The sequence below is a fragment of the Bradyrhizobium sp. PUT101 genome, assembly GCF_052043945.1.
Classification (GTDB): domain Bacteria; phylum Pseudomonadota; class Alphaproteobacteria; order Rhizobiales; family Xanthobacteraceae; genus Bradyrhizobium.
This window is the reverse complement of record NZ_CP197207.1, coordinates 3,069,440-3,083,068: the sequence shown is the minus strand read 5'-3', so window position 1 is coordinate 3,083,068 and position 13,629 is coordinate 3,069,440. Positions and strand designations below refer to the sequence as shown.

At 62.6% G+C, this 13,629-nt stretch carries 11 protein-coding genes and 1 other annotated feature; of the genes, 7 read left to right on the top strand and 4 right to left on the bottom strand.

The annotated features are described in order from the left end of the window. Positions 1-40: 40 nt before the first annotated feature. Positions 41-2,539 (bottom strand): hypothetical protein, encoded by a 2,499-nt coding sequence (locus ACSHT2_RS15170; protein ID WP_440642272.1) that lies wholly within the window; start codon positions 2,537-2,539, stop codon positions 41-43. Between the two features lie 1,029 nt (positions 2,540-3,568). Continuing rightward, positions 3,569-3,624: a sequence feature (sul1 is cis-regulatory element that is thought to sense ions involved in sulfur or methionine metabolism; They are found in Alphaproteobacteria), on the top strand. Between the two features lie 207 nt (positions 3,625-3,831). Between ACSHT2_RS15170 and ACSHT2_RS15165 the strand changes: the two genes are divergently transcribed. The 7 genes from ACSHT2_RS15165 to ACSHT2_RS15135 all read left to right on the top strand — a co-directional run bounded on the left by ACSHT2_RS15165 (position 3,832) and on the right by ACSHT2_RS15135 (position 10,259). Beyond that, positions 3,832-5,316: an MBOAT family O-acyltransferase gene (locus ACSHT2_RS15165; RefSeq protein WP_440642271.1), complete on the top strand. Its 1,485-nt coding sequence runs from the start codon at positions 3,832-3,834 to the stop codon at positions 5,314-5,316. A gap of 15 nt (positions 5,317-5,331) precedes the next feature. Next, the gene (locus ACSHT2_RS15160) at positions 5,332-6,327 is read left to right on the top strand and encodes a hypothetical protein (RefSeq protein ID WP_440642270.1); all 996 of its coding nucleotides are present in this window, start codon (positions 5,332-5,334) and stop codon (positions 6,325-6,327) included. 12 nt (positions 6,328-6,339) lie between these two features. Next, a complete protein-coding gene (locus ACSHT2_RS15155; RefSeq protein ID WP_440642269.1) occupies positions 6,340-6,885 on the top strand; it encodes a hypothetical protein in 546 nt (181 codons plus the stop codon). Continuing rightward, the gene (locus ACSHT2_RS15150) at positions 6,882-7,754 is read left to right on the top strand and encodes a L,D-transpeptidase (protein WP_440642268.1); all 873 of its coding nucleotides are present in this window, start codon (positions 6,882-6,884) and stop codon (positions 7,752-7,754) included. Before ACSHT2_RS15155 ends, ACSHT2_RS15150 begins: the two co-directional genes overlap by 4 nt. A 90-nt stretch (positions 7,755-7,844) precedes the next feature. Next, positions 7,845-9,011, top strand: coding sequence for a cytochrome P450 (locus tag ACSHT2_RS15145; RefSeq protein ID WP_440642267.1), 1,167 nt, complete (start codon positions 7,845-7,847; stop codon positions 9,009-9,011). A 414-nt stretch (positions 9,012-9,425) separates the two neighbouring features. Next, the gene (locus tag ACSHT2_RS15140; RefSeq protein WP_440642266.1) at positions 9,426-10,007 is read left to right on the top strand and encodes a flavin reductase family protein; all 582 of its coding nucleotides are present in this window, start codon (positions 9,426-9,428) and stop codon (positions 10,005-10,007) included. 96 nt (positions 10,008-10,103) lie between these two features. Continuing rightward, complete coding sequence (locus ACSHT2_RS15135; protein WP_440642265.1) at positions 10,104-10,259, top strand: hypothetical protein; 156 nt, start codon at positions 10,104-10,106, stop codon at positions 10,257-10,259. A 113-nt stretch (positions 10,260-10,372) separates the two neighbouring features. Here ACSHT2_RS15135 and ACSHT2_RS15130 read toward each other — a convergent pair whose 3' ends face one another. The 3 genes from ACSHT2_RS15130 to fliN form a co-directional block, all read right to left on the bottom strand. Continuing rightward, positions 10,373-11,521 (bottom strand): M20 family metallopeptidase, encoded by a 1,149-nt coding sequence (locus ACSHT2_RS15130; protein ID WP_440642264.1) that lies wholly within the window; start codon positions 11,519-11,521, stop codon positions 10,373-10,375. Positions 11,522-11,835: 314 nt separating this feature from the next. Further along, a complete protein-coding gene (gene flbD, locus ACSHT2_RS15125; protein WP_440642263.1) occupies positions 11,836-13,221 on the bottom strand; it encodes a sigma-54-dependent transcriptional regulator FlbD in 1,386 nt (461 codons plus the stop codon). 56 nt (positions 13,222-13,277) lie between these two features. Beyond that, positions 13,278-13,628 (bottom strand): flagellar motor switch protein FliN, encoded by a 351-nt coding sequence (gene fliN, locus ACSHT2_RS15120; RefSeq protein WP_057027996.1) that lies wholly within the window; start codon positions 13,626-13,628, stop codon positions 13,278-13,280. Between the last annotated feature and the right edge of the window lies 1 nt (position 13,629).

Below are 13,629 nucleotides of genomic sequence, written 5' to 3'. Positions count from 1 at the left end.
ATCGCTCTGTTCGATGGACAAGTCGCGCGCGATCCCAAGGTTACCTGCTTCTCGCACGAGCGTTCGCGCGCCATCGCTCGGGGAGGCTCTGCGGCGAGGCGGCCGGTTTCCACTGCAGGGACACGACCCAGTTGTCGAAGACCGTGTTGAAGCTTCCGGACTGGTACGAGAAGTTCTCGCCCGCCGGCCAAAAGTCACCGGCATCGGCTGCGTAGGTAAAGAGCGTCCAGGTATGGGGCTTCTTCCAGAACGCGTTGCCGCCGTCCGGGTCCCCGTCGAGGGCGCTGAAGTCGAGGAAGAGCCAGAGAGGTGCATTCTTGGTGCCGAGGTTCGTATCCGGCGAGTTGAACTGCAGCGCGTTCCAGTAGATCCCAGGTCCGGCTCCGGGATCAGCATCGTCCACGAGCTTCTGCAGCCGCCAATAGAAGCTCGCGTCGCCGGTCATAGTGGTCTCGCCGGTGAACGTGATCAGGCCAGCCTGCGGGCCTGACTGGATGATGCCGCTGATGGAGGTGGTCCCGCTGATTGTTCCGCTCCCTTGTAATATGCCGCCGGGAGCAGGTGTATCGGTGCCGGTCGCTGCAATGGTGACCGGGCCCGAGACCGTCCCACCGTTCATGAACAGTGTGCCCGACTCGCCGACAACAACCGCGCCGGTCACCGTGCCGGCGACCTCCAGCGTCGCCGCGTAGGATACCAGCACCTCGCCGGCACCCGTTGCTGATCCACCGGTGCCGCCGGCAATCAGCGTACCCCCATTGACCCTGATCAGACCGGAAAGCGTGTCGCTGCTGTCTGCACTCAGGGTCAGCGTGCCGGGACCGAAGATCGTCAGGCCCGCCGATCCCTCGATGGCGGCTGCGATCTGCGAACTACCGCCGGTAGCATTGGTGTAGATCAGGCCTTCTGCCGCGCCGAACGAAAGGCTCGCAGTAGCGATGCTGCCGCCGTTCATGATGAGGCCCGCGGCGTCGCCGCTCGCCTGGCTTCCGACCAGAATGCTCGCATCGCCGCCCGTAATCGCCCCGCCGTTCACTTCGAGCGCCGCCACCTGCGGCACACCGCCGCTCTCGACCGCCTGGCTGTCGACGACCTCGTAGACGGCATCGGCCGGAACGTCGTTGATGCTGACATCCGTCGACGACACGGTCGCCGCGCTCGCGAAGCCCTCGGAGGGCGAATAGGTCAGGAACTTGCCCGAGCTGGCCGCGTCGTCGTCCTCTCCGAGAATGTAGGGAGCGACGATCCCGTTCGTGATGATGGGCAGGTTTGCTCCCGTTCCTGCCACGAACACCTGTTGCGTCAGCCCAAGCTGGGCCATGCCGCCGCCCGGCACGATAACAAGAGTTCCGCCGGGGTTGCGGACAATGTTCGTCAGGGTACCGTCGTCATTGCCCCCGATCACGACGCGATAGTTGCCGCTTCCGGAAAGCTGCAAGGCGCCTCCCGTAGGGCCGATGACGAACGTCGCCAGAGATCCCGAGGCGATCTGCACATCGACCGTCGCGCCGTCCGAACGAAGCTCGAGTATTCCGCCGTTCGTCACCATCACCCTGAAGCTGCCAAATGGTGTGCCGGATGTCCGGGTACTTGCCAGCGTCCCGGCGCCTACGGTGTTGTGTCCTATCAGCTGGTTCGTGTTGGTGAGCAGGAGCGTGCCTTCGCCGTATTTGTGGAGGCCGCCCAGCCCGGAGATCGGCGCGACCACGGTCAGCGTGCCGCCGTTCGTGTTGATGACCTTAGGCTGGTTGATCGTCCAAGTGCTGGGTTCATATCCGGATGTCGAGGGCAGCGCCGACGGCGAGATCGCCCAAGCTTGCCCCTGCCAGAGCACGGCGTAGACGCCCCACCCGGTGAGCGCGTCGGTGACGACCTGGCTGTAGTCTTCGGAGGGGAGCGGCTGATTTTCCAGCGTCCATCCGCTGGGCATCTGCGCGATCTGGACGGTCTGCGGATTGCTGGACGGGAGGTTGGGTACGTTCTCGAACGAGGCGGGGAAAGCGTTGTTGATGGTGATCGTGCCACCCGTCAGGTTCACTGTGAGCGGCGCGAGGACATGGCCGCCGCTATTTTCCATGTATCCCTTCGTCGTCTGGGAAACGGAAAACCAGCCAACCGCGAAATTGGCCAAGACGATCGTCTGCGGACTCTCGGACACGTTCGGGGCCAACTGATCGGCGAGCCACGCGAGGTCCGGATTGGAAGTGCTCGTCAACTGATAGAGATCAGGCCCGATTCCGCAGGCCGACAGATAGTCGGCCATCCCGCTCGTCATGCCGTCCACGAAGCTGCCGCTCTCGCTCGACGTCCGCATCAAGCCCGCGACCACCCTTTCCAGATTGATCGCCACGGGGTCGTCCTCGCCGTTGTAGACCACAGGAGCAACCTGCGTGAAGCCGTTTGCCGACAGCCAGTAAAGGCCCATGACCATCGACGTCGGGCCGCAATAGGCTTCACCGTCCCCCGGCAGGCTCTGCCCGTAGGGCCCGAAATCGGTCTGGATGATCGAAGGCGTGCTCGTGATGGGGTCTTTCCACATGGGGCTGGTCCACTCCTGTCCGACAAGGCCACGGTACGCGCTTGAGCCGCAGGTTAATGTCCCGTTAATTGAGGGGCACAACTTGTGGATACGTTAATGAGTCAATGCTGTCTAAGAGTGTAGAGCGGAATCTTGAAAGTACGCAAGCTGGGTCTCCAGCTTGGCCGGCAGGGACGGCCTAGGAGTTCAAGCGCGGGCCGCCGAGCGGCAGCATGTTCATCGTGAGTGGCGCATATCTGCCACCAGCGGCGATGTCCTGCGGCAGGGCCTGATAACAGGTGGTGTCGCGGCCGGTCCGCGTAACGCGAACGTCTACTTCTGAGGCGTGCTGCGAATCCTGGAAGTGGCACCTTTGAGATATGGCGATCGGCTCTGAAGATGTTCGTTCATTGGGGGTAGACCGGAAGTACCCGACTGACTGCTAAAACGGCGCCTTGACCCGGAGCGGAAGTTCCGTGCTCGATGATCGCAACGCGATCTCCAGCCGTCGCGCAAAGCAGGGCATTCGGCGACCAACGCCTGAGCTTCGCCGATGGCTGTCGATCACGTCAGAGAGTCGAGACGTTATCAACGGCGGTCATCGATAGTGCAGCAAGCGGCCACTTCTGGCGCGTGGCTGACCCTAGCTCGGCGCTGCGGACTCTGCTTCCTGATGATCACGCGAGCAGGCCCATGCAAACCGTCAGGGCTGCCATTGACCCTGAGCAGACTAGTCCTGTTGGGGTAGACCGGCAGCAGTACCCGACTGACTGCTAAAACGGCGCCTTTGACCCGGAGCAGAACTCCACGATATGCCTCTCGTCGGCGCGTCGATGTCCTGCCGATACGCGACGACCTGATCGGCTCCGGTCTCGCAGCCTTGCGCCGCCTTGGAATGACAGGCGTCCCCTCCGCGCTTACGCGCCCTCGCCTTCAGGACAATTGACGATCGCTCGAGCTCCCCACATTTCCAGATGCGACCGAATGCCACTGGATGACTTGACGAATCTCAAGAACTGCTGCCGCCTAGTTGCAACGATGGCTTCATCACATGGACCTGGTGAAAAACCAGGTGGCTCTTCTGGCCGCCCATCCGCCAGATAACGTCAAAGCCCCGGCACGCCGTCTTCTGCCCCGGGCAACCGTGAGAATCCTCTCCTCCCGCATATTCGCGAATCGAACTGTTCGAAAGCAGCTTCGCTGAGGATTTGGCGTCTAAATTACGATGGTGAAATCAACGACAAGTGGCTGAGTTACTGGCTCTGACTACGTCTAAAACGACGCGATTACCGTCAGTGAGCGGAGCAATCTACGTGCTGTTTAATTCTTATCAGTTCATACTTGTATTCCTGCCTGCCGTACTGTTCGGCTATTTTGCCCTACGTCTCTTTGCAGCCAAAGCCGTCACCTTACTTTGGTTGATTGGCGCATCCCTTGCGTTTTATGCGGCTTGGGATCCATGGAATCTTCTGGTGCTCTTTACGAGCATCGGCCTCAATTTTATCTGCGGCACGAGCCTCGCGGCTCGCGCGCGAAGCGGAAGGCCAACCCGACTTCTGCTTACTGTGGGCATAGCATTTAACCTCTGCATGATCGGCTATTTCAAGTATGCAGGCTTTCTTGCCGCCAACGTCAATACGATTTTTGGAACCGACATTCCTGTCCTTGATCTGGTGTTGCCGCTAGCGATTTCGTTTTTCACCTTTCAGGAGATTGCCTACCTGGTCGATTCATCACGGGGCGAAACGTACGGGTACCGCTTCAAGGATTACGCGCTGATGGTGGTGTTCTTCCCGCACTTGATCGCCGGGCCGATCGTCAATCACCGGATTTTAATGCGTCAATTCATGAGCAAGGAGCAATTGAGCGCGAGGGCCCCAACACTTGCGCTCGGAACCGGCCTATTCGTATTCGGCCTCGCAAAGAAGGTGCTGTTCGCTGATGGCATGGCGCCACAGGCCAACCTGATTTTCGACGGTCTGGCTAAGGGAGCTTCGCCGACCTTTGCCGAAGCCTGGGTTGGAGCCTTGGCGTATACGTTGCAACTCTATTTCGACTTCTCCGGCTATTCCGACATGGCGATCGGATTGGGCCTTCTGTTCGGGGTTCGCCTTCCGCTGAATTTCAACTCGCCGTATAAGGCAGAGAACCTCATCGATTTCTGGCGGCGCTGGCACATGAGTCTGTCGGTGTTTCTCCGCGATTATCTTTATTTTGCTCTCGGCGGCAGCCACCGAGGGGAAGTACGGCGGTTCGCAAACCTGATCATCACCATGCTGCTCGGCGGGCTGTGGCACGGCGCGGGATGGACATTCGTCTGCTGGGGAGCGTTTCATGGCTTCGGGCTGGCCATATGCCATTTCTGGATACGTCTCTTCGGTACTGCCCAACGCGGCGGTGCTAGTCGATCTGGGGCCATAGTTGGCCGCACTCTTACCTTGATATTCGTCGTGTTTGGATGGGTGCTGTTCCGTGCGGACTCCATGGGAAGCGCAACCAAGATGATGGAGACGATGATCGGACTGAATGGGTTTGATCTCGGGATCAATGCCGACCGGCAACTGACCACCTTGCTGACGCTAGCGTCAATTGTCGCTTTGTCGGCGATTGCGCTGTTTGCCCCCAACTCACAGCAGTGGTTGGGTTACGATCCGCAGCATCGGGCTGAAGAACATTCCTCCTGGGCCAATCACTTTGCGACTGCCTACCCAGTGCACGGCGTGGCGTTGGGCTGCCTTTTCGTCTTCACTCTGACCCAGATGTCCATCGTGCAATCTTTCCTCTATTTCCAGTTCTAACCGGAGGAATCTAAAATGCAGATGGTCCAGACGGGCGATGAACGTGGCGCCGAACGTCGCGCGCGGGTCTGTCTTGCCGCATTTTCCGTTACGGTCCTCCTGTCGGTGGTTGGATTCTTTGCAGCACTCGCAGCTTTGCGGGCTGTTGATCGCCTGCCGCCGCCTCCGGTATCCGGGACGTGGTGCATCGACGGCCGTTTTGTCTGGCTCAGAGACAACCCGGACTGGAAGAATGCGGCGCTCATCGCGGTGGGGTCGTCGGTGACTTGGCGTAATCTTGATTTCCATGTGGTTCGCACCGAGGGGGGAATCGTAAACGCAGCGCCCTGCGCCCTAACCGTCAATCAGACTCGTTATATGGCGGAGTTTCTTCTCTCGCGCGCATCGAACGCAAAAGCTGTAATGATGGTCCTTGCACCGCGAGACTTCCAAGGCTGTTCGAGGAGTCCGACTGCATTTTTCGATCCTGATCTGGTCGATCAATTCATTGATCGAAAACTAAGCAACAAACTACGTAGGGCGTGGCTTCGCTTTCGTAACTTTCGTCTCAAAGACGTCTTCTTTCACGTGCTTTACGCCGAAGAGCGCCGCTCCGAGTTGCAGTTTGACGAGTTTGGATCTGGCCCCCTGGTCAGGGACGTGCCGGACGTGGGATACCCGGTCAAGCCAGAGTCCAGTTGCTATTCGGAACTAACCGGCCTCGCCACCTGGCTCGAATCGAAGGGCATTCAGTTCGTTGCGGTGACTTTTCCCGTTATGCCGGGGTGGGCCGCACGTCACGACCGATCCCGCTCGATACGAGAGCAATTTAAATCCGCGGTCGCATCTGCGCTTGCCCCTACCAAAGCAATTTTGGTCGATGGCATGACCGAATGGCAAGTGCCGGACTCAGCATTTACAGATCCGGTGCATCTACAATGGGCAGAAACGGCTGCGTTCACCCGTTATGTCTGGAAGGCTGCTCAACAGAGGGGCGCAGACTTGCCTCAGCTAAAGAGTGAGGAAAAATGAAGGAAGCGAGCATTGGAAGCAGGAGAGGAGAAGGGCTCAACAAATTGCGGTAATCGGCAAGAAGTGGTGATCGCGGATCTATGCCCTTTCGGCTTCATCGGCAAGTCGAAGCCACTCGAGCTTCTATGCGGGCAAGGTGAGCACGGATTTGAGGATGCGGCTGTTGCGGATCTGCAGCAAAAGCTGAAGAAGCTGGTGCGCAAGACCCGGCCGTTCGCCAAGCGCATTCCCAACAGCGGCATCTGGGTCGAGCCCCGACGAAGGTGGCCGCTGTCCAGCCAAGCCAAATCGACGCGATTGACCCCGAAGCCGCGGTTCATGAAGGGCGGAGCGTGTCCGCTCCGCCGGGCGATTCAAATCTCGACTCGTTCCGCGACGAGAAGCGCGGCGTTCACGCCGCGACCTGAATATCAAGCGGTACTCCCGATTCCTGTGTTGCCGATCAGGAGTTCGGCGTTAACCACAGCTAGCGGTTCCAGTCTGAGCGAAATCGCTTGGAAGTTTCTTAAATTTTGCTGGGTACCTCTCTTGGGCATGGTGACCTGGGGAGAGACGTGAGCAAGCGGGCCAAACGTGGAAAGGCAGAAACGCTCGCACTCCCAGTGGCAGCGAGAGTTGCCATTGGTGCGGTGGCCGTCGCCGCATTGGGGTACGGTTTGCTGTCTCGCCCGGCGAGCGTGCAACTGGCACGGACACCGTCCGCGCGCGAAGCCCGGGCATCGTCAACTCCGGTTTACGTGGCTCCAGTTCATGCGTCCGCGGCGGCTCTCACCCCGGCTCCAGCTCCGATTCCGGTCCCGGCTCCGCTGGTCGAACCGCCAAAAGCCGACGCTGACGCTCCCGGAGCACTCGTCCGCCAGGTGGTTGACTACACGAGCCGCCAGGCCCCGGGCACCGTCATCATCGATACCGGAAACACGTTCCTCTATTTCGTCCTGAACGACAGGCAGGCGATGCGCTATGGCATCGGTGTTGGCCGCGAAGGTTTCACATGGTCCGGTGAGCAGACTGTGGCTCGCAAAGCAGAATGGCCGGATTGGCATCCGCCTGCGGAGATGGTCTCGCGCCAGCCATATCTGCCGCGGTTCATGGCGGGCGGCCCCGGCAACCCGCTCGGCGCCCGGGCGATGTATCTCGGCGAGACCGAATATCGAATTCACGGCACCAACAATCCCGCGACGATCGGGAAGAAGGTGTCGTCCGGCTGTATCCGGCTGACCAACGAGGACGTCACGGATCTCTACGAGCGGGTGAAGGTCGGAGCGAAAGTGATCGTGCTTCCGGCGACCGCAGCCCGCAGGCCGTCCCCGGGAGCGCCGGCCGATGCCGCCTTCCGGTCGCCGGACCCGGCAGCGCCGTCGAAGCGGCCCCTGGCGGCCAACGCGCAGATGATGGCACCTGGACCGAAGATCGCCGAGGCCCGGTAACTCCAACGCCGCCCGTCCCTATCGTTAGGGACAGACGCCGGCGTCGGAGCTCGCTAGTCTCCTGGAAACGAGAATCCAGGAGGGACCGCCTTGAGCACCGCGCCGCGCATCGACATCGACTCTGATACATTCTGGGCCGACCCCTATCCGATGCTCGCGAAGATGCGCAAGGAGGCGCCGATCGCGTTCGTGCCGCAGCTCGGCTCGACGCTGCTGACGGGCCGGGACGACATCTCGATCTCCGAGAAGCAGATCGACGTGTTCTCCTCGCACCAGCCCGCCGGCCTGATGAACCGGCTGATGGGCCACAACATGATGCGCAAGGACGGCGAGGCGCACCAGGTGGAGCGGCGCGCGATGTTTCCGACGGTCTCGCCGAAGACGGTGAAGGCGCATTGGACCGCGCAGTTCCAGGCCCATGCCGACCGCATCATCGATGCGATCGAACCTGGCCGGATCGATTTCATGCGGGACTTCGCGCTGCCCTTCTCCGGCGAATGCCTGAAGTCGATCACGGGCCTCACCAATATCGGCTTTCGGGACATGGATGCGTGGTCGCAAGGCATGATCGAGGGCATCGCCAATTATGCCGGCGATCCCGAGGTCGAGGCGCGCTGCCACGCCGCGACGTCGGGGATCGATGCGGCCATCGACGACATCCTGCCGGTGATGCGCAAGAACCCCGACCAGAGCATTCTCGGCGTCCTTCTCGCCTCGGGCATGCCGATGGAGAGCGTGCGCGCCAACGTCAAGCTTGCGATATCGGGCGGCCAGAACGAGCCGCGCAAGGCGATCGCCGGCACGGTCTGGGCGCTGCTGACCCATCCCGGGCAACTCGATCTCGTGCGCAGGGGCGAAGTGTCCTGGCTGCAGGCGTTCGAGGAATACGCCCGCTGGATCTCGCCGATCGGCATGTCGCCGCGGCGGATCGCAAAGCCATGGAGCATCCGCGACGTCTCGTTCGAAACCGACGAGCGCGTGTTTCTGATGTTCGGCTCCGCCAACCGCGACGAGAGGCACTTCGAGCGCGCCGATGAGTTCGACGTCAGACGAGATACGTCCAGGAGCGTCGCCTTCGGCGCCGGCCCGCATTTCTGCGCCGGCGCCTTCGCCTCGCGCGCCATGATCGCCGACGTCGCCCTGCCGACCGTGTTCGCCCGCGCGCCCCGGATCGAGATCGCTGACGACGAGCCGGTCCGGATCGGCGGCTGGGCGTTCCGCGGGCTGCTCAATCTGCCGGTGAAGTGGCAGCATTAGGCTTCGAGAGGCCCGCCCATCCCTCCTGCCGCACGATGACGTTCTGCCACTGTGTTGCCCGACGGGTCAAGTTGGCTTCGCTAAATGCGAAATTCGTTTCGAAACAAGACCTTGGCTACTGTGCATGGGGTTGTTTCCGCATTTCTTTGCGCTTGGTCCCCGTGCGTTGCGATCGTCACGTTCGCGTGCGGAAAAAATTCGCGCTGCATTCGCGCCGCGGAGTGAAAGATTAATCATGCGCCGCACCTCGCACACAGTGCGCGCATCGCTATTTTTCCGCACGTCTCGACACCTTCGATAAGCCGCACCATCGTCTGGTGGTACCGGAGCCGCGCTTTCGTCCCTCAGCCACCTTTTGTCGGCGGACGATCGTACCTAAATAAGAGGGAACCCCCGCCTTCGGGGCGCAATGCCATGAATGTAGTGCCTCGCGATCTCATGACTGAAATCCCCGTCTCGTCCGCCGATTTCCGCGGCGCCATGCGCCACCTCACCGGCGGCGTCAGTGTCATCACCGCGGGGCGGGGCGAGGATATTACAGGCATGACGGTGACCTCGGTCAGCTCGCTGTCGGTCGAGCCGCCGACGCTGCTGGTCAGCATCAACCGCGATGCCTCGTCCTTTCCGCTGATCCGCCGCCACGGCGCTTTCGGCGTGAACATCCTCAATGCCGACCAGCTCGAGATTGCCGAGCGCTTTTCCGGCAAGGGCGGGCTGAAGGGTGCCGATCGCTTCAATGGCGCCAAATGGGTGACGGCGGTCTCCGGCGTTCCGCTCCTGGTTGGCGCGCTCTCGGCCTTCGATTGCGAAGTCGAGGAGATCGTCGAACGCCACTCGCACGGCATCGTCATCGGCCGTGTCAGGCATATCAGGAACTCGGCCCGCACCGCCGCGCTGGCCTATTGGCACGGCCAGTATCTGGCGGTGGATCAGGACGACGACGCGGCCAGGCTCGCGGATGTCAGCCTTCCCGCGCGCGGTCGGCGCGGCATTTGATCGCCGCGCGTGGCGGCGCGGAAGGCTGGCCTTTTCCCCGTCGTCGCTCTAGAAGCGCCCTGAGCCTTCCCGCCGGGGCGGCAATGGAGCGGAACGATGAAGCGCATCGCGATCCTAGCGTTCTACGCCGTCGGCGCGCTTGCGATCGCCTATCTCGCGCTCTACGCCTACGCGATGTTCTCAGGCTCTCCGATCGTGCCGGGCGACCCCATCCACATCTTCCGCAAGCCCGACGCGCCGAGTTATTCGTGACGACACTCTCTCCTCGTCATGGCCGGGCTTGACCCGGCCATCCACGTGCATCGGCAATTTGGGATCGACGCGGATGCCCGCGTCAAGCCCGGGCATGACGGAAGAGTGCGTGGCTATCCCCGCAAGATCGCCAGCGCCAGCGCCTGCGCGCGGGGCACGATGCTGTCGATCTCGAGATATTCCTCCGGCGTGTGCGCAAGCCCGCCGACCGGGCCGAGGCCGCAGATCGTCGGCGTGCCGACAGCGGCGGTGAAGCCGGAATCGGCGCAGCCGCCGGAGAACTCGCCCTGCAGCGTGGTGAGGCCGACCTGTCTTGCGGCAGCCTGATAATTTTCGAACAGCGCCTTCGAATCCGCGCTCTGCACCACCGGCACGAACTCGCCCTTGATCGTGAGCGTTGCACTCGTGCCCGGCACGTAGGACGTCGCGACGATCGTCTCGATTGCGGCCATCACCCTCGCGCGATCCGCCGGATCGACGTAACGCAGGTCGATCTGGCCTTCGGCGTAGGGCGCCGTGGTGTTGACGGACTGCCCGCCCGAGACGAGGCCGACATTCAGCGTGATGCCCTTGTCGAGGTCGGTCAGCGCATGGATCTGCACGATCTTGTGCGCGAGCTCGCCGATCGCGCTGATCCCGGCAGCAAAATTGGCGCCGGAATGTGCGGCTTTGCCGGTGATGCCGAGATGCATGAAGATGCCGCCCTTGCGGCCGGTGACGATATTGCCGGTGGGCCGGCCCGGCTCGGAATTGAACACCGCGCGCGCGGCGCGTCCCTCGCGTTCGATCACCGGGCGCGAGGAGGGCGAGCCGATCTCCTCGTCCGAGGTGATCAATACCTTGATCGGGTGCGGTGAGTCGCCGAATTTGTGGAAGGCGGTCGCCACGAACACGTTCATGACGAGGCCGGATTTCATGTCGGCGACACCCGGTCCATAGGCGCGGCTATCTCGAATCGTGAACGGACGCCGCTTGGCCTCGCCCTTGCCGAATACGGTGTCGCGATGCCCCATCAACAGCACCGGCTTCTCGTTGCTGCCGGGTTTTGCAACCTCCGCATGGATCGCATCGCCGAAGGTGGCGTTGGCCTCGCGCCGGAACGGAATGCCGTGCTCGGCAAAGTGGCGCTCGAACCGCGCACCGACCGCATCGACGCCTTCCTTGTCGTAGGACCCGGAATCGATGTCCACGACGTCGCGGAGCAGATCGATCATCGCCTGCCGCTGCGACGCCAGCCAATCCGTGATTTGAGCTTCAGACATGTTTACCCTCGTGTGGCTCCAGGGCGGGGTTATAGGGCGTTGTGCCGGCTTGACCTAGTCGCCGAATGCGGCTCCCCTTTGCATTCGAAGCAGCCAAAGTTCTTTCACCGTCACCCTGAGGTGGCCGCTTCTTCAGCGGCCCTCGAAGGGCGACGGCCCGGCTGTGGCCGTTCATCCTTCGAGGCTCCGCAGGCGATGCGTTCGCATCGCGCGCTTCGCACCTCAGGATGACGGGGCGGGTACTGGTGCGCGCCAAACGAAAATGCCCGGGACGGGCCCGGGCACTTGCATCCTCGATACTTGCGAGAGGCCGCCTACGCCCCCATCATCGGCATCCGCGGATACTCACCCGGCGTTCCCGCGGGCGGGATCGGGATGCCGCCGTCGGCATATTCGTTGAGCTTGTTGCGCAGCGTGCGGATCGAGATGCCGAGGATGTTGGCGGCATGGGTCCGGTTGCCGAGGCAGTGCTTCAGCGTCTCCAGGATGAGGTCGCGCTCGACATCGGCCACGGTGCGCCCCACGAGTGCGCGAGTCACCTGCTCGGCGGCCATGGTGGCATGCGCCACGGCCGGCGCGGTCTTGGCGAGATCGAGGCGGTCGCCGTCCGGCGTGATGATGGCGTCGGGTCCGATCTCGTCGCCCTGCGCCATCAGCACCGCGCGGTGCATGGTGTTTTCGAGCTCGCGGACGTTGCCCTGCCAGCGGTTGGCGGAGAGCACGCGGCGGGCTTCCGCCGAGATCGGGCGCAGCGGCACGCCGTTGGCCTCGGCATATTTCTTCACGAAGTGCTGGGCGAGCTCCAGGATGTCGGCAGGGCGCTCGCGCAGCGGCGGAATCTTCAAATTGACGACGTTGAGGCGGAACAGGAGGTCCTCGCGGAAGGAGCCCTCGCGTACGGCGTCGACCAGGTTGCGGTTCGAGGTCGCGATGATGCGGATGTCCACCGGCACCGGCTTGGTGCCGCCGACGCGATCGATCACGCGCTCCTGGATGGCGCGCAGCAGTTTCGATTGCAGGCGGACGTCCATCTCCGAGATTTCGTCGAGCAGCAGCGTGCCGCCGGTCGCCTCCTCGAACTTGCCGATGCGGCGCGCGACCGCGCCGGTGAAGGCGCCCTTCTCATGGCCGAACAGCTCGGATTCCAGGAGATGCTCGGGGATCGCGGCGCAGTTGATGGAGATGAACGGGCGCTTGGCGCGCGTCGAGCGGGTATGGACGTAACGGGCCAGCACCTCCTTGCCCGTGCCGGATTCCCCGGTGATCATCACCGAGGCGTCGGAGCCGGCGATCTGCTGGGCGAGCTTGATCACCTTTGCCATCGCCTCGTCGCGATAGACCAGCTCGCGGGAATCGTTGGCGACGGCGGCGAGCACCGCGGCGATCAGCTCCGGATCCGGCGGCAGCGGGATGTATTCCTTGGCTCCCGCATGGATCGCGGCGACCGCGGCGCGGGCGTCGTTGGTAATGCCGCAGGCGACGATCGGGGCGTGGATGTGCTCGGCCTCCAGCCGCAGCACGAGGTCGCGAATGTCGAGGGCGACGTCGACCAGCAGGAGGTCGGCGCCCTTGCCGCCGCGCAGCACGCGCATCGCCTGCTCGTGATCCTCGGCATGGGTCACGGTGGCGCCGTTCTCCATCGCGATCTTGGTGGCGGTGGTGAGCTGGCCCTTCAATGTGCCAACGATGAGAAGCCGCATGTCAGTCTCCTGTCCGTCTGTTCGCGCTGCCGCGCGTCCCGTCCTTGTGTCTTGTGCTAGCCGCGTTCGGCCTTGATGATTTCCGTCATGGTGACGCCGAGCTTGTCCTCGACCAGGACGACCTCGCCGCGGGCGACCAGCTTGTTGTTGACGTAGATGTCGATGGCTTCGCCGACGCGCCGGTCGAGCTCGAGCACGGTGCCCGGTCCGAGCTTCAGGAGCTCGCCGACGTCCATCTTCGAACGGCCGAGCACGGCCGAGACCTGCACCGGGACGTCGAACACCGCTTCGAGGTCGGCGGCGGCACGCGCCGCATATTCGTCCTCGTTGTAGCCGACGTCGGTTCCGGTCGGCGGCATCGGGCCGTTGAGATCGGGCAACGGGACCTGTCCGTCGGTGTCGCTCATG

Coding starts and splice junctions, on each gene's coding strand:
- flbD (WP_440642263.1), bottom strand. CDS start 13,221: ATGCGGCTTCTCATCGTTGGCACATTGAAGGGCCAGCTCACCACCGCC.
- ACSHT2_RS15135 (WP_440642265.1), top strand. CDS start 10,104: ATGAAGCGCATCGCGATCCTAGCGTTCTACGCCGTCGGCGCGCTTGCG.
- ACSHT2_RS15170 (WP_440642272.1), bottom strand. CDS start 2,539: ATGTGGAAAGACCCCATCACGAGCACGCCTTCGATCATCCAGACCGAT.
- ACSHT2_RS15130 (WP_440642264.1), bottom strand. CDS start 11,521: ATGTCTGAAGCTCAAATCACGGATTGGCTGGCGTCGCAGCGGCAGGCG.
- ACSHT2_RS15160 (WP_440642270.1), top strand. CDS start 5,332: ATGCAGATGGTCCAGACGGGCGATGAACGTGGCGCCGAACGTCGCGCG.
- ACSHT2_RS15140 (WP_440642266.1), top strand. CDS start 9,426: ATGAATGTAGTGCCTCGCGATCTCATGACTGAAATCCCCGTCTCGTCC.
- fliN (WP_057027996.1), bottom strand. CDS start 13,628: ATGAGCGACACCGACGGACAGGTCCCGTTGCCCGATCTCAACGGCCCG.